Genomic DNA, 20,492 nt, shown 5'->3' on the forward strand with positions numbered 1-20,492 from the left:
GGCTACTTGTCCTCCAGCAATTGCTCCACTTCGTACATTTTGCCCCTGGCCAGCTCCTCCGGAACCAGAACCAGGCCGCATTTTTCGCAGCAGAGCAGCTCCACACTGAACTGCGAGCCCAGATAGCGGATATCCACAGTCTTGGGCTGCAAATCTTCACCGCAGGCGCACTTCCATGATGTTGGCGCAACAAAGGACAGCTTGCTCATCGACCGTCTCCTTCGTCCTTTTCTCCCGGCTTCACGGGCAGCACCATGCGGTGGCTGTAAGCATTGTACACGATAAACCCCGCATCGGTGGGCGCATACTCCACCCAGAACGTCACCCGGACAGGACGATGGTACGCCAGAAAATGTCCGGTATCCGGATCAGTCAGCTTTTTACCGCTGGTTTCGGCGTGGTGGATGACGCGCTGCACGTCCTCCCGCAGGATGCGACGCTCATCCAGCAGCGCCTGCACCGCCGCAGAAATATCCAGAGAAATCGATTCGTGCGCTTCCAAGGCTCTGGGCTCCTCTTTCCAATATTGCTGTACCAGTTTCCGACGCAGTGCTTCACGTTTGTCATGGCGGTCAGAAAAACCAGGAGCAGCCCTTCCCGCCGGGTCAGCTTCTTCTAGCGGAAAAAGCAGGTCCAGTAGGTGCAGAGTCCGCTTGCCGCCCTGCGCCAAAGCGTCGCGACACATGGCGCAGTAAGCCAAAAAATCACCTTCGGCCTGTTGGCCGCGTCTGGTGGCCACATCTCGCCCCAAAGAAGGGTTGACGGTGGAAAGCAGTCCTCCATACCCACAGCACTCGGTCACTTCCCTGCCCGTCTTCAACTCTTCCACCTTTTGTGAAAGCGTTGCAAGCATCCTGCGCACCGCATTCTGTGTTTCTGGCAATTCCCGGCTGGTGCAGGGGTCATGCAGGGGCAAGGCGTCCTGCAAGGCTGCTGCGCCCTCCGGCAGGGGCTTGCCATCCATATACTCCCAGAGCGTAACAGCCTGAAATTCCGGCGCCGCGTTGCCAAACGTGGTGCAGCAGGTAGAGCACGCCGTCACCAGTTGCGGCTGCCCCAATTCTTCCCAGCTAGAACGCAAGGCGTCCAAAATCTGCTGGAAAAGGTCTTCGCGGCCGGCCCAGTCCGCAGGCGCGCCGCAACAGCCCAGAAAGAGGCCGATGCCTCCGTCTGCATCCGTACAGTGTTCACGCATCCAGGCCCAGACACGCTCCACATGCTCGGGGCGGCTTCCCGCAAGATGGCAGCCAGGGAAGAAAAGGGCCTTGGTTTTCGTGGCGCCGTCTTCCGGAAGCGCCGGACGCGCAAGATAAAAGCGGTTGCTCATGTTGAAGCGCAAATCTTCAAGGGCGAAGTCATGGGCCGAAGGAGGCATATTGCCGATGCGAACCTTGCTCTGCCGGACGCCACGGCACAATGCAGCCATGGGAAAATCATTGGGGCACAGAACAGTGCACTGCCCGCACAGCATGCAGGAATTGATCAGCTTGTTGGCCTTGTGCAGCCCTTTGACAATGGCTTCATTATTATAAATTTCACGGGCGTATTTTTTGGGGTACCCCTTGTAGTGCTGCAGATAGAGACAATTCTTCACACACTCCATGCACTCGCACTGCAGACAGCGCCCCGCTTCTGTTGTGGCTTCTTCCTCACTGTAACCGGCCGCATTGGCCATGGCCACAGCGGGCTGGCTTTGCACATCCTCCAGGCTTGTATAAAGCCTGGTCTCGCGGGGCCCTTCCTTGTCTCGCTGCGCCGTCATGGAAACGTTTTGCCGGAAACGGTCGATACTGTTGGCGGCTTTGCGCCCTTGCGCCGCCTCGAAAATCGGGGAAAGCTCACCCTTGGCGGCGCTGCCGCCCCCAGCAAAAATCCCCTTGCTTCCTGTTTCCAGAGTTTCCGGGATTATGTCGCCCTCTAAAAGCGCTTGCGCTTCAGGCGCATCCATATCCAGATAGCAGGCGACAAATTCTTCCTTGATAGCAGCCAAGCGGGCTGCATCCAGGTTTTGCCCTGTTTCAAAGACAACACCCTGTCTTTGCAGCAAGTCTATTTCAGCCTGCAGGGCCGCCGGCGGAAGGGTGTCCGCATCCAACTGCAGCAGACTGCCCCCTATGGCGTCCGCAGTGGTCAGCACGGTAATGGGGTACCCTTTGCGGGTCAGGTCGTACGCCACCGTAAGCGCTGAAAACCCGCTGCCAATGGTGGCGACGTGAAAATCCTTTTTGGGCAGAGGCAGGGGCCTGGATTGTTGCGATACCTGCTGGACGCAGGCTCGCTCTATGGCGCCGATGCGGATGGCGCCCCCTGCTTCTCTACGTTTGCAGGCCGCCTCGCACGGATGATCGCAGATCAGCCCGAGCACGGCGGGCAAGGGCATGGTCCGCTCAAGGACCTTGCGCGCAGCCTTCCAGTCACCCTTTGCGCACTGGGCAAGAAAGCCCCGTGCGTCTACATGCAGCGGACAGGCTGCAGTACACCAGGGCGCTTCTTCCTGGATGCAGGTATGTTCAAGTTCTCGAAGTTCTTTTTGATCCATTCCAGCCCCCGGAATCGTGAAGCGTTTTTCTAACTGCAAAGGGGCGGTTCCGGCATGAAATCCCGAAACCGCCCCCTCTTATATGCCGTAGCAGAGCTACTTCATTGCAGCTTTAACTTTTTCTGGCAGCGCGGGCAACTTGGTCACACGGGCACCACAGGCATTGTAGATGGCGTTGATGATGGACGCATGAGGCGCGGTCAGCGGCAATTCGCCGACACCGCCAGCGCCGAACGGGCCTTCGGGACGCGGGCTTTCCACATAGATGAGCTCGATTTCGTCCGGAATGTCCTTGATGTAAGGAATACCGGCGCCCTTCATGGTGGAGTGCTTCTTGATGTCCTCGTAGTCCTCGGTGAGGGCCAGACCAACACCCTGGGCCAGACCGCCGTAAAGCTGGCCGTCCACGACGAGCTTGTTGACGACCTTGCCGATGTCGGCGACCAGGGTCAGTTTTTCTACCTGGGTCTTGCCGGTGGCGACCTCAACAGCAACCTCGGACATGAACACGCCGTACATGTATACCGAGAAGGGGCTGCCCTGACCGTTGGCGTCACAGTCGTGCGCAGGCGCGGTCCACTTGCCCGTGACCTTGGTGGGGATGTTCTCGGCCACCATCTCGTCATAGGTGCGGAAAGAACCGTCTTCCTTGCGCATGGCCTTCACCAGCAACTCACCAGCAGTCTTCACGGCCTGACCGGTGACAACCTGCGAGCGGCTACCGCCAGCAGGACCGCTGTTGGGGGTCTTGGTCATGTCGTTGAGCACCAGCTTGATGTTCTCAGGGGGCACGTTCATGGGCTTCAGAGCTTCGTGCAAGGTGGCCAGGGTGCCCATGTCGGCGCCTTGGCCGTGGTCTTCCCAAGAGTTGTAGCAGGTGATGGTGCCGTCGGGATTCAGCTCGACATAGGCTTCGGAGGTATCCGGGCCGTCCAGGCCGCAGCCGTATACGCCAATGGCGAGACCAACGCCGCGCTTGACTTCAGCGGTGGAGTTGGCAGCAGCTTTTTTCTTGGCTTCTTCGTACTTGGGCTTCAGCTTGTCCATCATTTCGGGCAGGCTGTAGACTTCAGGTTCCTGACCGGTAGGCGTGGTTGCGCCCTTGCGGTAGACGTTCTTGTAGCGCAGATCAAACGGATCCATGCCCAGCTTTTCAGCCAGTTCGTCCATCAGAACTTCAGAAGGGAACTCGATTTCAGGAGCGCCGTACCCGCGGAAAGCGGAACCCCAGGCGTGGTTGGTACAAACAGTGCGGCCGGTGCCGCGCATGTTCGCGATGTCGTAACCAGCGCCGATGAACTGGGCGCCGCGCAGGGTCAGCAGATCGCCGAACTCGGAGTAAGGACCGTGGTCCACGCTCCAGTCAACTTCCAGACCGTGCAGCTTGCCTTCCTTGTCGGCGGCAATCTTCACGCTGGTGAAGAACGGCGAACGCTTACCGGTGTAGGTCTGCTGCTGGAACCAGTCATACCCCAGGAACACGGGGCGGCCGGTGGCCAAGCAGGCAGCGCCAACCAGGGCTTCCATGGTGGGGCTGAACTTGTAGCCAAAGGTGCCGCCTGCGGGGTTCTGCACCAGGAACAGCTTTTCAGCTTCCACGCCCAGACCAGGAGCGATCATGGCGGCATGCAGGTGGATACCGATGGATTTGGAATGCACGATCAGATTGCCGTCATCATCCAGGTAGGCAAAACCTACGTCAGGCTCGATGGGCATATGCGGCTGGCGGCTGACGTAGAAATCGTCTTCCGCAATAACCATGTCCGCCTTCTCGAAAATAGGGGCGGTCTCGTCACCCTTGGCCAAACGCTGCTCAAAATACACGTTGGGCGTACCGGGGTGGATTTCCATGGCGTCTTCAGCCATGGCTTCAGGCGCGCTCATGTAAGAAGGCAGCTCTTCCAGGTCCACTTTCACCTTTTCGGCAGCGGCCTTGGCCTGCTTTTCAGTCTCTGCGCACACAATGGCAATGGCGTCACCAAATTGGAAAACCTTTTCGTCACACAGGATGGGGCGATCCCAACCGTCACCCTTGTTGGTGGGGAAGGTAATCAGGCCGCTGATGCGGTTCTTGCCCTTGATGTCCTTGTGGGTGACGACCTTGACGACACCAGGCATGCTCTCGGCTTCGCTGGCGTCGATGCCCTTGATATTGGCGTGGTTGACCGTGGCCTGCACCAGGGCGCAATACAGGGTTTCCTTGGGCATTTTGAGACCGATGTCCGCGCCGTAGTCCAGGGTGCCGGTGACCTTGGCAACAGCAGAGGGGCGCGGGTACTTGGTGCCGAAGATGCGGCCGTCAGCCGGCATCTTGAATTCCAGATCCTCAACCTTCATTTCACCGTTGATGACCTTGGCAGCATCCATGGTGGCGTCGACCAGGGGCTTGTAACCTGTGCAACGGCAAACGTTGTTGTGCTTCTGGAACCAATCGCGGACGTCTTCGCGAGTGGGTTTCGGATTCTCGGTCAAAAGAGCCTTGGCCGAGACAATAAAGCCAGGGGTGCAGAAACCGCACTGGGCGCCACCGTGGGCAATCCAGGCCAACTGCACAGGATCCAGGCCATTGGGGCCGCCGATGCCTTCAATGGTCATGATCTGGGCGCCATAAGGCACGCGCTTCATCTTGGTGATGCAGGAGCGCACCAGCTTGCCGTCCATAATGACGTTACAGGCGCCGCACTGGCCCTGACCGCAACCGATCTTGGTGCCTGTAAGCAGCAACTGCTCGCGCAGCACCTCGGACAGCATCACGTCATCGCTGGCCACAACGGTTTTTGGCGCGCCGTTGACGAAAATCGTCTTGCCTTTCATTCTGTCCTCCTTAAAAGATTCCTCAGTGTTTCTCACGTCAGGTTCTATGTAACTTCCACCACGCGCCAGCCATGGCCGCGCAGCGTTAAGCCTCAAACGCCCTTGCCAAAAGGGCAGATAGGAAAGTGGCAAACATCGCAGCCATTACAAAAACCGCCATGCCCCATGGCGACAATGTCTTTTCTGGTGACGGTTTCGCCTGCCAGTACACGAGGCAGTACCAGCTCGAAAATACTGGCTTTGTGGTACATGACGCACCCTGGCAAGCCCATGATGGGCACACCGTTCAGGTTCGCCAGCATGAACATGGCGCCCGGGAAAGTCGGTGAACCGTAGGTGATGACCTCCGCCCCCGTCGCCATAATGCTCGAAGGCGTCTGATCGTCCGGGTCCACACTCATGCCCCCCGTGCACAGCACCATTTCCGCACCGCGTTCGATACAATCGAAAATTGCCGCCACGGTGGTTTCCTTGTCGTCGGAGACGAAAGCCTGGTGCATGACAGTGCTGCCGTAGCTCGCCAGCTTGCGGCGGATGACCGGACCAAAGGCGTCCTTGATCCTGCCGTGGTAGATTTCACTGCCAGTGGTAACCAGCCCCACCTGCATGGGCTTGAATTCCTTGACCTGGACAACAGGCCCTGCCGCTGCGCAAATGGCTTCCACCCGTTGGATACGGTCTTCCTCGATGAGCAGTGGCACGATGCGCGCCCCCGCCACGGGCCGACCTTCAGGAATCCGCTGATGCGTGTGCGCTGTTGCGACAACAACATTTTCTTCACTGTTGATCTGAAAAAGCGCCTCCACATTGACGCACAAAAGCCCTCTGCGCGCGGCCAGCAAATTCATGCGGCCTTCGCAAATTTCGCTAAATGCTATGCCCGGACCGGCAACCGCCCTGGCAATGCGTTCTGCAGCTTCATTTTCGTGAATCTGCCCATCCAAAAGCGGCAATACGTACAAATGCTCCTTGCCAAGCTCGAGCAGTACGGGAACATCTTCTTCCCGCACCACATGCCCTTTGCTGAAAGCGCGACCTTTGGTTTTTCCGGGAACAATTCGCGTGATATCGTGACACAAAACTGTGCCGACAGACTCTTCTACTGGAATAACTTTTACCATTAAACACTCCACACCAATCTATGTTAAACTTAACATAATATCTTCTGTTGTTCTTTTATGCTCCCCTATTCGTGACAAGTCAAGAATACGCGCTACTGTTGCATTACTGCCCCAAAATTTACAGTCAATTTCACCATACGAAACATAAAACAGCACGACAAATACATCCACACGTGCTTGTAGTGCTAACAGCACAGCCACTTTTACAGTATAAAACGCCATATTCATACTTATTCAGTATAAATTCAAGGTACGTTTCATACTGCAACAGGCACTACAATCTATTTTTTGAACTGATTTTTTCGACAGAAGAAATGTGGCGGGAGCGCGGCTTCGTCCCATTTGCAATACCAATGCAACGTGGTCGCAGCATTCAGAATAAATAATAAGGAGTGTAAGTGATTACCATGTATTACAAAATCGTAATTTTTTATTGCTAAAATTTTACAATAAAGTTACAGTTGTTAATTTTTCTCTACAGATTATCGCTCTTTGAATCCAGATAATTTCCACAACGCTCTGTCTTTTCACAATTTATTTATAGAGGGCACAAACATTGCCTAAAAAGCGAATCTGTTTAGCCGGGTGCACGCCCACAGCCAATGCCCACGAAGCGCACAGTGCAATGGGTCAAGACCGCACGGCGCAACTTTGAGGACAGATTAAATTCGGCAAGGTTTACTGTTAGTTACACAATACATAATCAGTTACAGGAGCTCTCTCGATGAAACGCAGAAATTTTCTGAAGAAGGCTGGTGTCGGCGCAACCGCAGCAGTGGCAACCGGCATCGTCAACGCGCCTTTCGTACACGCTTCCAAAAAAACGCCCATCAAGTGGCGTTTGCAGACCTACGCTGGCCCTGCCCTTGCCGAGCATGTCATCAAGCCGCAAATTGAAGCGTTTAACAAAATTGCCGCCGGCGATATGGTCATTGAACTCTACAATGCCGACCAGTTGGTACCTACTCCTGAACTGTTCCGCGCCGTACAGCGCGGCACCATCGACGCCGTGCAGAGCGATGACGATTCCATCGCAGCACCCGTGGATGTTTCCATTTTCGCTGCCTACTTTCCCTTTGCCACCCGCTATTCCCTGGACATCCCCACCCTGTTCCACAAGTACGGACTGAAGGAAATCTGGGAAGAAGCCTATAGTGAAGTGGAAGGCGTGACCTGGCTTGGCGCTGGCGCCTGGGATCCCTGCAACTTCGCCACCAAGGAGCCCATCCGCTCCCTGGAAGACCTGAAAGGCAAGCGCGTTTTCTCCTTCCCCACTGGCGGCAAGTTCATGTCCCGCTTTGGCGTAGTGCCCGTAACCCTGCCCTGGGAAGACGTGGAAGTCGCCCTGCAAACGGGCGAACTGGACGGCATTGCCTGGTCCGGCATCACCGAAGACTACACCGTGGGTTGGGCCGACGTTACCAAGTACTACCTTACCAACAACATCAGCGGTGGCTGGATCGGTTCCTACTTTGCCAACTCCGACCGCTGGGAAGAAGTTCCCGAGCACCTCAAAGCCCTGTTCCAGGTCACCATGGACAGCTCCAACTACTACCGCCTGTACTGGTACTGGTGGGGTGAGGCCTACTACCGCGTTACCGGCGGCAAGCTGGAACTGACCTCTATTCCTGAAAGCGAGTGGGACAAGGTTGAAGAAGAAGCCCACAAGTACTGGGACGAGGTTGCCGAAACCAGCCCCCGTTGCGCCAAGGTCGTAAAAATACTGAAAGAGTACAACGAAATGATGAAGAAGGCAGGCAAGCCCTACCGTTATTCTTCCTAGAAACCGCACCGCATGGCTGTGCCATGCGCATGTCGTTTGATGCTTCATGCCATTCCCGGTGCTGTGACCGGCCGGGAATGGCCTCCAACGGCAAGCCAGTCGCTCCCTTGTCCCAGCGGAAATGACGGCATCCTGGCCTCTTTTTCGACAAGCAAGGGAGCGGTTATTTTTTTATCGACGCCTCACGGCCATCATGCCGTCAGGACAACTCTGCCCACGAGGTGGATTTTGCCAAAAGCACTAATAACATACGTAAAATACGTAGAAGCTGTGAACCGGCTTGTCGGCAAGTTCGCCATGTATCTCGTCTTTGTGATGATGCTCATCCTGCTGTACGCATCGTTGTCGAGAACCATCTTGAACTCGCCCGTCATCTGGGCCGTGGAAATGGCTCAGTTCACCATGGCCGCGTTCTATATCCTTGGCGGCGGCTACTCCGTCATCCTTCGGGGGCACGTACGCATGGACGTGCTCTATAGTAGATGGAGCCCCAGAACCCGCGCCATCATGGACGTGATAACCGCCTTCTTCCTGCTCTTTTACCTGGCTGTATTGCTGTACGGCGGCATCTCCAGCACCGCGTACTCCCTGCAATACAATCAGACCAACTACTCGGCCTGGGCGCCGCCCATGTCGCCAATCAAAATCATCATGGTCATCGGCATTTTGCTGATGCTGCTGCAGTGCACCGCCCGTCTGATTAAAGACATCGCCACTGCCAGGGGCCTCGACACGAAAAAAATCTTTGGGGATTACCTGCCATGAGCCATGAAATGATCGCCTTGTTAATGTTTTCAAGCTTGCTGCTCCTGTTGCTTTCAGGGCAGCGGGTCTTCGCCATTGTCGGCTTTGTCGGCGCTGCCGCGTCCATGTTTCTCTGGGGCGAAGGTGGCGTGGAGATGCCGTTCAACGCCAGCATCCAGTTGTTGAACTGGTTCCCCTTGCTGACGCTGCCCTTGTTCATCTTCATGGGGTACATCCTCTCCGACTCCGGCATAGCCAACGACCTCTACAAGATGTTCCATGTATGGATGGGGCCACTGAATGGCGGGCTTGCGCTGGGCACCGTCGTGCTGATGGTGGCCATTTCCGCCATGAACGGCCTGAGCGTTGCCGGCATGGCCATCGGCACAAGCATAGCCCTGCCTGAGATGCTCAAGCGCGGGTATGACAAACGTATGGTCACGGGCGTCATCCAGGCGGGCAGTTCCCTGGGCATCATGGTGCCCCCCAGCATCGTACTCGTGCTCTACGGCATGATCGCCAGGCAGCCCGTGAGCCAGCTCTGGCTGGCCGGTGTGTTTCCCGGCCTGCTGTTGGCGGTGCTCTTCGCCGGGTACATTGTCATCCGCTGCCATTTCCAGAAAGATCTCGGGCCTTCTCTTCCTGCCGAAGAACGCGCAGAGATAACCATGGAAGAAAAGATCCGACTTTTGCGCGCCGGCATATTGCCCCTGGTCATCATCTTCACCGTTACTGGTCTGTTCATGATGGGCGTCACCAGCCTGGTGGAAAGTTCTGCCGTGGGCGCTGCTGCGGCAACCCTGGCCGCCCTGGTGAAAGGGCGTCTCTCGCGCAAGGTGTTGGACGACTCCCTGCACAAGACCCTTTCAGTCAGCTGCATGTTCATGTGGATCATTCTGGCGGCGCTTTGCTACGGCGCTGTTTTCGATGGCCTGGGCGCCGTGCACGCAATCGAGAAGCTGTTCATCGAAGACTGGGGGCTCAGCCCCTGGGGTGTTTTGATAATGATGCAGGTGTCCTACATCGTCATGGGCATGTTCCTGGACGATACGGCAATGCTGGTCATCGTAGCGCCCCTGTACATCCCGCTGATCATCCACCTGGGCTTCAACCCGGTGTGGTACGGCGTGCTGTACACTGTTACCTGTCAGATCGCCTATATGACGCCGCCCTTTGGATACAACCTGTTTCTGATGAAGGCCATGGCGCCAAAGGAGATAACGCTCGTAGACATCTACGCGTCAATCATCCCCTTTGTAATACTCATGACCATAGGGTTGATCTTAATAATGATGTTTCCTGAGATTGCGATGTTTCTGCCGAACGCATATTATGGAAACTGATCTCAGCTTCTGAAAACTACTGTGCAAACGAGTGTCCGGAGCGGTCTGCTCCGCTCCGGGCGCTCACTTATGAACTCGCAAACGCCCTTTGATTTCCATTACAGGTCCAGATCGAGCGAACAGCATGGCATCGCGCAATACCCCTCTTCGTGAACTACTTGCAAAGGCCACTCCCTTGCGCTCCGGCGATGTTTTGGCCGGAATCGCAGCGGAAAGCGAGGAAGAGCGTATTCAGGCCCAGATGGAACTGGCCGAAACGCCCCTCACAAGATTTCTGAACGAAACTGTCATCCCTTATGAGGAAGACGAGGTCACGCGGTTGATCATCGACGAGCATGACCAGGAAGCCTTTGCCCCGATCAAGCATTTCAGCGTGGGTGAATTCCGGGACTGGCTGTTGACCGATGACGCCTCCACAGAGGCGCTTACAGCGCTTACCCCCGGCATAACTCCGGAAATGGCTGCCGCGGTCTCCAAGCTCATGCGCCTGCAGGACCTGGTGCTTGTCGCTTCCAAATGTTCCGTGGTTACGCGGTTCCGCAACACCATCGGCCTGCCGGGCCATTTTTCCGTACGCCTGCAGCCCAACCACCCTATAGATGATATGAAGGGCATTGCCGCCTCCACTCTGGACGGTCTGTGCTACGGGTGCGGCGACGCGGTAATCGGCATCAACCCTGCCACCGACAACCTAGACAATATCTCGCGCCTCCTCTGAATGCTGGACTCCATCATCCAGCGTTACGAAATACCGACGCAGTCTTGCGTGCTGACGCATGTGACCACTGCCATGGAAGCCATAGAGAGCGGCGTGCCTGTGGATCTCTGCTTCCAGTCCATCGCTGGCACGCAAAAAGCCAATTCGAGCTTTGGCATCCACCTGGCCATGCTTCAAGAGGCCTACGAGGCCACTCTTTCGCAAAAACGTGGGACTGTTGGCGAAAATGTCATGTATTTCGAGACCGGTCAGGGCAGTGCGCTTTCGGCCAACGCCCACCACGGCGTGGATCAGCAAACCCTGGAAGTCCGCGCCTATGCAGTAGCCAGAAAGTACAAGCCCCTGCTCGTCAACACGGTGGTCGGCTTCATCGGGCCGGAATACCTGTTCAATGGCAAGCAAATTACGCGGGCGGGACTGGAAGACCATTGCTGCGGCAAGCTTCTCGGGCTGCCTATGGGCGTGGACATCTGCTACACCAACCACGCCGAAGCGGATCAGGATGACATGGACGCACTGCTCACATTGCTTGGCGCGGCGGGGTGCACCTACATCATGGGCGTGCCGGGCGCAGACGACATCATGCTCAACTACCAGTCCACCTCTTTTCACGACGCGGCGTATCTGCGCAAGCTGCTCGGGCTCACACCTGCGCCAGAGTTTGCCGCCTGGCTGGAGAACCTGGGAATTCTGGACAAAAAAGGTGAGTTGTTGCCCATAGGCGCCGGCAGCAAATTGCTGGCATTGCCGGATACTCTTTAATCTGCGGTCAAAGGATTTTTGCCATGGACAAAAAACCCTTCACCCCTGACGCCTGGTACGAACTCAAGGCGTTTACCGACGCCAGAATCTCTCTAGGGCGTTGCGGCTCCAGCCTGCCACTGCACGAAAGCCTTTCCTTCAAGCTCGCTCACGCCAAAGCCCGCGACGCTGTCTGGAGTCCTTTTAATGCTGACACGGTGCAAAAGGAGTTGGAAGTTGCCGGCTATTCCACCTTGCGACTGGCAAGCAGCGTGGCGGATCGCATGGAATATCTCACCCGTCCCGACAAGGGGCGCATCCTCAGCGACGCCTCCCGTGATCTTCTTGCAAAGCAGCCAACTGGCTACGACGTGTGCATGGTCATCAGCGACGGCCTGTCTTCACGTGCCATCCATGAAAACGCGGTGCCTTTTGCTCAGGAGTTTCTCAAGCTGCTCACGCCCACGGGCTTACGTCCTGCCCCTTTGAGCATAGTGGAAAACGGTCGCGTGGCCATAGCGGATGAAATAACCAAAACACTGGACGCCAAGCTTTCCATCATTCTGATAGGCGAACGCCCCGGCCTGAGTTCACCCAACTCCATGGGCATCTACATGACATACGCCCCTCGACCGGGAACCACGGACGAATCCCGCAACTGCATCTCCAACGTCCGTCACGGTGGGTACAGCACCACAGAGGCAGCGCTCAAACTGGCCTACCTGGTGGAGAACGCGTTTCTTATCAAGACCTCCGGCGTGCAACTCAAGGACAAGATGCCCGCCAACTACCTGCCTTTCAGCCAACTCGGCATACTCACCGAAAAATAGCTGTCATCCCCCTTTTCTGGTTTTTCTGGATTCTTTCGTGCCCCCCGGAAACGGCAATTTATTGTTTCCGGGGGGCACGTTAGCGCTCTCCCTTTGTGCAAAACAATTCAACTGTTTTGCAGGGTGAATTGACGCAAATGCGCAACTATGCCATTTTTGACATAGATAGAAGAAAAGCTCTTTGATTCCAGAGGGTAACTCAAGCCACGAAGTCAACAGGCGGCCTTTTCTCTTGGCATCTGCGCTCTACCATCCTTGGATGGCAGCCAACAGAAAATCCTTTGCTGGGCATCCCATTTTTTTGGGGAGGTAGGATTTCGCGAGCAGCGTTCTGCAAACCTGTTGAATTGTCATGCAAATGAATTGGCCGCGCCTGTAAAAATCTTGAAATGCTATTTTTAACATGTTAAAATAATTGAATTTTTCTTGACCGAAGGTTTCCGTCTTGGCATAAATGGTTTCAAGATAATCGAGAATGGCAGGATCAGGATTCTCGATGTAACCGGTACACTGCGACTGCTGTGAAGCGCGCTCGCAGCGGAAGCACCAGCCAATGGAGGATGCAGGATTATGGATTGTAACCGCAGAGATTTTCTCAAGCTCACAGGTGCAGGAGTCGTTGGCCTGAGCCTGACGCAGCTTGGCCTCGATCTCTCCCCGGTGAACGCTTACGCGGCCGGGTTGAAGATCGAGGGGGCCAAGGAAGTCCTCACGGTCTGCCCTTTCTGCTCTGTCAGCTGCCACATCGTCGCATACGTGAAGGATGGCAAGCTGGTGGGCACCGAGGGTGACCCGGACTACCCCATCAACCAGGGCTCTTTGTGTGCAAAGGGAGCAGCCATGCTCTCCATGACACGCAACGAGCATCGCCTGGAGAAACCCCTGTACAGGGCTCCCAACTCCGACAAGTGGGAAGAGAAGTCCTGGGAGTGGTCGCTGCAGGAAATCGCCAAACGCGTCAAAAAAACCCGTGATGAAAACCTTCTGATCAAAAACGAGAAGGGCAACACCGTTAACCGTCTGGATGGGATGTTCCTGTTGGGCACTTCCCACGCCGATAATGAGGAGTGCGCCCTCGCGCACCAGGCTATGCGTAGCCTTGGTGTAGTGCACATGGACCACCAGGCCCGTATCTGACACAGCGCTACTGTTGCGGCTCTGGGAGAGTCGTTCGGACGCGGTGCGATGACGAATCACTGGGTCGACATTAAAAATGCCGACGCCATCCTTATAATGGGCAGCAATGCTGCCGAACACCACCCCATTTCCTTCAAGTGGGTTCTCGAGGCCAAGTACAACAAGGGCGCCGTGGTTATGCACGTGGACCCGAAGTTCTCGCGTACTTCTGCGCGCTCTGACTTCCATGTCCCCCTGCGTTCCGGCACGGACATCGCCTTCCTTGGCGGCATGATCAACTACATTCTGGAACAAGAGAAGTTCTTCGACTTCTACGTCAAGGAATACACCAACGCTTCCTTTATCGTGGGGCCGGACTTTGACTTCGTTGATGGCGTGTTCAGCGGGTACAATCCCAAGACGCGCTCTTATGACAAGTCCAAATGGGCTTATGCGCTGGACGAAAACGGCGTGCCCAAACGCGACAAGTCCCTAAAAGACCCACGCTGCGTCTTCCAGCTGATGAAGAAGCACTACTCCCGCTACAACCTGGATACCGTTTCCACCGTCACAGGTGTCTCCAAAGAGAACCTGCTGCGCGTGTACGAAGCCTACAGCAAGACAGGCAACGGTTCCAAGGCCGGTACCGTGATGTATGCCCTGGGCTGGACCCAGCATACCGTGGGTGTGCAGAACATCCGCTCCGCCGCCATCATCCAGTTCCTGCTGGGTAACATCGGCATTGCCGGTGGCGGCATCAACGCATTGCGTGGTGAGCCCAACGTGCAGGGGTCCACGGACCACACCCTGCTCTACCACATCGTGCCTGGCTACATGGCCATGCCGCACGACGGGTGGCAGACCCTCGAGGACTACAACAAGGCCAACACCCCGGTGACCAAAGACCCGCAAAGCGCCAACTGGTGGCAGAACAAGCCCAAGTACTTTGTGAGTCTGCTCAAGGCCTGGTACGGCGATGCAGCCAAGCCTGAAAACGGCTTTGGTTACGACTGGCTGCCAAAGATCGAAAAAGGCGAGGACTACTCCTACATGCCGCTTTTCGATCGCATGTACCACGGCAAGATCAAGGGCGGTTTCATCATCGGCCTGAACCCGATGCAGAGCGTGCCCAACTCGAACAAGATCCGCAAAGCCCTGGACAACCTGGACTGGCTGGTCACTTCCGAGTTGCACCACTCCGAAACCACGGACAACTGGCATCGCCCTGGTGTTGACCCGAAGAACGTGAAGACTGAAGTCTTCCTGCTGCCTTCCGCCCACCGTGTGGAAAAGGAAGGAACCGTCACCAACTCCGGCCGCTGGCTGCTCTGGCACTACAAGGCCGTGGAACCCGCTGGCGAAGCCAAGACCTTTGGTGAAATGTTCGTGTCCATCATGAACATCCTCAAAGGCATGTACAAAAAGGACGGTGGCATACTGCCCGAGGCAGTGGTCAATCTGAACTGGCCTGAAAAGTACGTTGCCGAGGATATCACCAAGCTGATCAACGGCTACTTTACCAAGGACGTCACCATCAAGGACAAGACCTACAAGAAGGGCACCCTTGTTCCCTCCTTCACGGCCTTGCAGGATGACGGTTCCACCATGAGCCTGAACTGGCTCTACGCAGGCAGCTACACGGAAGACGGCGGCAACAAATCCAAGTACCGTGATCCTTCGCAGACCGAGATGCAAAAGAAAATCGGTCTGTTTCCGAACTGGAGCTGGTGCTGGCCTGTCAACCGCCGCATTCTGTACAACCGCGCCTCGGTGGACCTGGACGGCAAGCCTTTGAACAAGGAAATGCCCGTCATCGAATGGACCGGCGAGAAGTGGGTGGGCGACGTGCCCGACGGCGGCTGGCCGCCACTCTCCACCGGCAAGGGCAAATACCCCTTCATCATGACCGTGCATGGCATGGGCCAGGCATTCGGTCCTGGAAGGCAAGACGGCCCCTTCCCCGAACACTACGAACCGGTGGAGACCCCTGTGGACTCCAACCCGTTCTCCAAGCAGCTTAGCAGCCCGGTTTACAAGTCCGTCAACAGCGATATGGACAAGCTGGCCAAGCCGGCCGATCCGAACTTCCCCATCGTGTTGACGACCTACAACGTGACCGAGCACTGGTGCGGTGGCGGTGAAACCCGCAACGTGCCCAACCTGCTCGAGGCCGAACCGCAGTTGTACGTGGAAATGAGCCCCGAGCTGGCCAAGGAAAAAGGCATCAAGAACGGCGACGGTGTCATTGTGGAAAGCATACGCGGCAAGGTCGAGGCCATCGCCATGGTCACGGTCCGTATACGCCCCCTGCAGGTGCACGGCCGCACTGTGCACGAAATCGGCATGCCCTTCTGCTTCGGGTGGACTACCCCGGGTAGTGGAGACTCCACCAACAGGCTTACGCCTTCGGTGGGTGACCCCAACACCACCATTCCGGAGTTCAAGGCCTGCTGTGTGAACATCCGCAAGGCGGACAAGCTGACCGAGCTTGCAACCTGACATGTCCCAAAGGGCGGCGTAAGCCCCCTGCGGACATAGCAAGGAGTATGCTATGCCTAAGGCGTTCTTGATAGACACATCCCGCTGCACGGCTTGCCGCGGCTGCCAGCTTGCATGCAAAGAATGGCATGAGCTGGAGCCGAACAAGACCCTGCAGTATGGCTGGGGAAATCATCAGAATCCGCAAGATCTGAACCCCAACAACTATAAACTGGTCCGGTTCAAGGATCTCATGGATGACGAGGGCGTGGTGCGCTGGAACTTCTTCCCGGATCAGTGCCGCCACTGCGTTGTACCCCCATGCAAAGACACGGCTGACCTGGTTGTCGAAGGCGCCATCATCCATGACGAGGCCACGGGCGCAGTACTCTTCACCGAAAAGTCCAAGGAACTCTCTCCCGACGACTTCCAAATGGTGAAGGATTCGTGCCCTTACGACATTCCTCGTCGCGACGAAGCCACCGGCCTTATGTCGAAATGCACCATGTGCATCGACCGTGTACAGGCCGGCATGCTTCCGGCATGCGTCAAGGTTTGCCCCACCGGCACCATGAACTTCGGTGAACGTGAAGACATGCTCGCCCTGGCTGAAAAACGCCTGGAAATCGCGAAAAAGACCTTCCCCAAGGCCATGCTCGCCGATGCCCAGGACGTGAGCGTCATCTTCCTGCTCACTGACGAGCCGGCCAACTACCACGAATACAGCGTGGCGCAAGCCACCCCCTCCGGAATAGGGCGCAAGCAGTTCCTTGCTGGACTGGCCAAGCCATTCCGTAGAGTACTGACGAACGGTTAAATGTTGTCTCTGTCCATCGATTAGAGGGTGCGGGGAGTGTCGGACACCCGTCCGATGCTCCCCGCGAACATAAAATACAAGGAGTCCAAGGAACATGCCGCAACTGCAGACCGACGCGACAAACCAGCAAAAAAACCACACTGTCAGCGCCACCCTTGACCGCTACTGCCTGCAGCGCCCTTCTCATGAAGGTATTCTTCGCGTGTTCCAACCCATTCTGGAAAAACGGGCCGAACTCGAAGAGCGCTTTGCCAAGGAACCTCTGGACACCAGCAGCCTTGATACTTCCCGCCTGGATCCAGGCAACAATGGCGTGCCCATTCTTTCTTCGGTCTCCCTTGATTTCCTGGATTCATGGTTGCAGGACGCAGCAAAAGAAATTTTGCAGGTGCTTGAAGAGGCCCTACCCGAAAACGAAAGCCTGAAAAAATGCGCCGACGCCATCCGCGAGGAGCGTTTTTCTCTGACAGCGTCCTGTGAACTGTTGCTGAGCAGGGATAATGCCTCCCTGGAGAAAATTTCCAACGAAGCAGACGTGGAGTTTGCGACCCTGCATTTCGTGCTGCAGCAAATAGCAGGGGCGCCCCTTGCCGCCTTGGCCCAACGCGTGGGCGAAATCAAAGTGGAATATGCATGGAAACAGGGTTTCTGCCCTGTTTGCGGGTCCTTCCCTTCAATCGCGTATCTGGCCAGGCAGGAACCCACCGACCTCGATTCCCTGGTTGGTGGTGGGGGGCAGAAGTACCTCCACTGCTCACAGTGCGGCAACGAGTGGCGGTATCGTCGCGACGCCTGCCCCGCCTGTGAAAACGCCGACCCCGGAACGCGCGAAATGTTGCACGCTCATAAGGCGCGCCAGGAGCGCGTAGAGCTCTGCACCAAGTGCCACTCTTATTTCCCATGCATTGATCTGCGTGAATACGCGGACGATCCGGACATGCTGGCTGCCCCCCTGGGGTTGATGCATTTGGACATCATTGCTGCGGAAAAAGGGTATGCGCCCCTTGCTCCTGCGCCCTGGAACACCTTCCCCAAAGAGGAGGGGGATTCATGAGCCGGACAAGCAAGCGCCTGATTCTGCGTCAGTACACGGATGTAGCAGAGTACGTGGAAGATACCCTGGCCGAGGAGCAATGCCTGAGTATTTGCATCAACGGTCAGGAAGTCGGGCGCACCATGTGCACCCCAGGGCACGACGAGCAGCTTGTCCTGGGGTACCTGCACAGTGAGGGGCTTATCAAGAGTGCGGCGTCGGTTGCCGCTCTCACATTCAGCTCCTTTTCAAAAGGAGGTCTGCAGGCGGAAGTGACGCTTGCGGAGAACGCTGTATCCCTAAAAAACGCCACGTTACGACCTGGCGAGGTGCCTTTCCTGACCACGACGGAGATTTTCGGCTTCATGAAGGCCATGGAGTCCGCCCAGGATGTGTTTCGCCGCACTGGCGCCACCCACTGTTCCGCAATATACACAGCCGGCGGGCGGCAGCTTGCCATGGCCGAAGACATCGGCCGGCATAACGCCTTGGACAAGGTCATTGGCATTGCCCTGCAGCAGAACACCCTGGACCAGGCCATAGCCATAACCATGTCCTCACGCCTGTCCTGCGACCTGGTCAATAAGGCCGCAGCGGCTGGCGTCAGCTATCTTTGCGGCATTTCTGTGGCCACAGGTCTGGCCGTAGAGACTGCCGAACAACACGGCATCACCCTCATCGGACGCGTCCGACAGGGGCGTATGAACGTCTACACCTGCAAGGAACGCGTAACCCGCCCTACCAAGGAACAACAAGAGGCCATCCCCCAGAGCAGCGCCTCCTGAGCCCTACCAGCCATTGTGCAAAAGCGTTGCAGAGTCCCTTGCGACGCGTTTGCCCGTCTCACCCTTTCCTACTAGACAGTGACATGTCGATCAGGTCCTGAATACTCAAGGACCATAGCCTAACAAGCTGTTTACCGCATGGAGGAAAGGATAATGGACAAGCACCACCCCACTATACGTATGAAACTCTGGCTTGAAGAAAGCGAAGAGGTCTTTTTCGGCACTGGCAGGGTGCTGCTTTTGGATCTCATTGAACAGCACGGCTCCCTGAAAGAAGCGGCCAAAGCACTCGGCATGTCCTACAGGGCGGCATGGGGCAAACTGAAAGCCACAGAAAACGCCATGGGTGTCAAGCTTGTGGAAACCAATGGCTCCAAGCGCAAGGGGTACCGCCTTACTGAACAAGGGCGCATGGTCCGTGACATGTTCAGCAAATGGTTCGAGGCTGTGGAACGTGATGCTCTTGAACATGCGCAAAATATTTTTCCGTGGGGCGTCGACAGCTTTAAGAACTTTGAAAACAACGAGAACGAAATACAGAATCTCGACAGCATTCCTCCACGCCTTGTCTGTGTAAAATAGAAAATTCCTCAATATTACGCCCCCGGTTTTGAACATCGGGGGCGTTTTTTCCTATTTTCCCCTTGTCGTATCACCTTTTTCTATTAGCCATATAAAAATGCTGTATTTTTTAAAATAATTTTATTATGTCTTTTTTGACATGATCGAAACATGCCGTATGGACGTAATCACCTTTAATCAAATAGCATCCACTGAGAAATCAGCGCGCAAATACCTTTTGGGTTTTTGCTGGAAAAACCACCAGCGCTTCTGCCCCCGCTGCAGGGAGCGAAAGCTCTACCGGGTAGCTGACAAACTCAGGCGGTGCGCCCGTTGCCATTACACCTTCCACGATTTCAGCCAACGATTCATCAAAGGGTGCGCTTTCACATTCCAGCAATGGCTCTGGTTCATGAAATTATATGAGCTTGATGTGCCCAGTGATGAAATCGCCAAGCAAATGACCGTGTCCTACGCCACCGTGCTCAAGGCCAGAGATTTGCTACGGCGTGCGGTGCTTGCTCAGGCCTTGGACGCAAACAGATACTACGAATACGGCATCTGGCCCGGGCCAGGGCGCAAAAAGACCAGCCCGGACGCTCACGATCCCCCCGTATTCGGCGTCATGGACCTGGGCGGCTATATCATTTGTGACCTTTTGCCTGACCTGACCATTGAAAGCCTTTTGCACTTCAAGCTGAATTTCTGCCTGGAGACAGCAAGCCTTGGCCAAGTCGTCTACACAGCGCCCTACCAACAATATTCCATGCTCGTCAGTTGCAGTCCCGATCTTTGGCCCACACAATTCATACAGCACAATGCCCCGCGCCTGCCTGCTGACGGCAGTGAGTTCTGGGCCTTTGCGAAGAAAAGACTATCCAGGGTCCGGGGCATCCAACCGACAAGCTTCCCCCTCTATCTGAAGGAGTGGGAAATGCGCTATAACAATCGCAACGACAGTCTTATCCCCATCCTTGCCGGCGCATTGTGCGGTTTTGTGCCACAAGGCCTCTAGCCACCTCCACATACCCCGGCAGATATGGGGGAGTTCCCTGTTTTACAGTATCAA

At 56.0% G+C, this 20,492-nt stretch carries 14 protein-coding genes and 1 pseudogene; 11 read left to right on the plus strand and 4 right to left on the minus strand.

The features are described from left to right. Positions 1–2 precede the first annotated feature (2 nt). The 4 genes from ACZ5EH_RS02195 to ACZ5EH_RS02210 form a co-directional block, all read right to left on the minus strand. Positions 3–209 carry a DVU_1557 family redox protein gene (locus tag ACZ5EH_RS02195; RefSeq protein WP_464276508.1) on the minus strand — a complete coding sequence of 69 codons (207 nt, stop codon included), beginning with the start codon at positions 207–209 and terminating at the stop codon, positions 3–5. Next, positions 206–2,539 (minus strand): pyridine nucleotide-disulfide oxidoreductase/dicluster-binding protein, encoded by a 2,334-nt coding sequence (locus ACZ5EH_RS02200; protein ID WP_464276509.1) that lies wholly within the window; start codon positions 2,537–2,539, stop codon positions 206–208. The genes ACZ5EH_RS02195 and ACZ5EH_RS02200 overlap by 4 nt, the downstream gene beginning before the upstream one ends. 96 nt (positions 2,540–2,635) lie before the next feature. Next, positions 2,636–5,353, minus strand: coding sequence for a molybdopterin-dependent aldehyde oxidoreductase (locus ACZ5EH_RS02205; protein ID WP_464276510.1), 2,718 nt, complete (start codon positions 5,351–5,353; stop codon positions 2,636–2,638). A gap of 92 nt (positions 5,354–5,445) precedes the next feature. Continuing rightward, entirely contained in the window at positions 5,446–6,474 is a 1,029-nt protein-coding gene (locus ACZ5EH_RS02210; protein WP_464276511.1) for a molybdopterin-binding protein, read from the minus strand. A 724-nt stretch (positions 6,475–7,198) separates the two neighbouring features. Here ACZ5EH_RS02210 and ACZ5EH_RS02215 point away from each other — a divergent pair. The 11 genes and pseudogenes from ACZ5EH_RS02215 to ACZ5EH_RS02265 all read left to right on the plus strand — a co-directional run bounded on the left by ACZ5EH_RS02215 (position 7,199) and on the right by ACZ5EH_RS02265 (position 20,438). Continuing rightward, positions 7,199–8,257, plus strand: coding sequence for a TRAP transporter substrate-binding protein (locus ACZ5EH_RS02215; protein ID WP_464276512.1), 1,059 nt, complete (start codon positions 7,199–7,201; stop codon positions 8,255–8,257). A gap of 228 nt (positions 8,258–8,485) precedes the next feature. Next, positions 8,486–9,022, plus strand: coding sequence for a TRAP transporter small permease subunit (locus ACZ5EH_RS02220; RefSeq protein WP_464276513.1), 537 nt, complete (start codon positions 8,486–8,488; stop codon positions 9,020–9,022). After that, positions 9,019–10,344: a TRAP transporter large permease gene (locus ACZ5EH_RS02225; RefSeq protein WP_464276514.1), complete on the plus strand. Its 1,326-nt coding sequence runs from the start codon at positions 9,019–9,021 to the stop codon at positions 10,342–10,344. The genes ACZ5EH_RS02220 and ACZ5EH_RS02225 overlap by 4 nt, the downstream gene beginning before the upstream one ends. A 124-nt stretch (positions 10,345–10,468) precedes the next feature. Further along, positions 10,469–11,824 (plus strand): annotated as a pseudogene (locus ACZ5EH_RS02230) (ethanolamine ammonia-lyase subunit EutB). A 23-nt stretch (positions 11,825–11,847) separates the two neighbouring features. Beyond that, entirely contained in the window at positions 11,848–12,633 is a 786-nt protein-coding gene (gene eutC, locus ACZ5EH_RS02235) for an ethanolamine ammonia-lyase subunit EutC (protein WP_464276515.1), read from the plus strand. Between the two features lie 570 nt (positions 12,634–13,203). After that, entirely contained in the window at positions 13,204–16,248 is a 3,045-nt protein-coding gene (gene fdnG / locus ACZ5EH_RS02240; protein ID WP_464276516.1) for a formate dehydrogenase-N subunit alpha, read from the plus strand. A gap of 52 nt (positions 16,249–16,300) precedes the next feature. After that, positions 16,301–17,044, plus strand: coding sequence for a 4Fe-4S dicluster domain-containing protein (locus ACZ5EH_RS02245; protein WP_464276517.1), 744 nt, complete (start codon positions 16,301–16,303; stop codon positions 17,042–17,044). A gap of 94 nt (positions 17,045–17,138) precedes the next feature. Continuing rightward, positions 17,139–18,098, plus strand: a complete 960-nt coding sequence (locus ACZ5EH_RS02250) for a formate dehydrogenase accessory protein FdhE (RefSeq protein WP_464276518.1) — start codon at positions 17,139–17,141, stop codon at positions 18,096–18,098. Further along, positions 18,095–18,862 carry a formate dehydrogenase accessory sulfurtransferase FdhD gene (fdhD, locus tag ACZ5EH_RS02255; protein WP_464276519.1) on the plus strand — a complete coding sequence of 256 codons (768 nt, stop codon included), beginning with the start codon at positions 18,095–18,097 and terminating at the stop codon, positions 18,860–18,862. Before ACZ5EH_RS02250 ends, fdhD begins: the two co-directional genes overlap by 4 nt. A 153-nt stretch (positions 18,863–19,015) precedes the next feature. Next, the gene (locus ACZ5EH_RS02260; protein WP_464276520.1) at positions 19,016–19,444 is read left to right on the plus strand and encodes a winged helix-turn-helix domain-containing protein; all 429 of its coding nucleotides are present in this window, start codon (positions 19,016–19,018) and stop codon (positions 19,442–19,444) included. A gap of 157 nt (positions 19,445–19,601) precedes the next feature. Then, positions 19,602–20,438 (plus strand): transposase, encoded by an 837-nt coding sequence (locus tag ACZ5EH_RS02265; RefSeq protein WP_464276521.1) that lies wholly within the window; start codon positions 19,602–19,604, stop codon positions 20,436–20,438. Positions 20,439–20,492 lie beyond the last annotated feature (54 nt).

This window comes from Desulfovibrio biadhensis, from assembly GCF_055388615.1.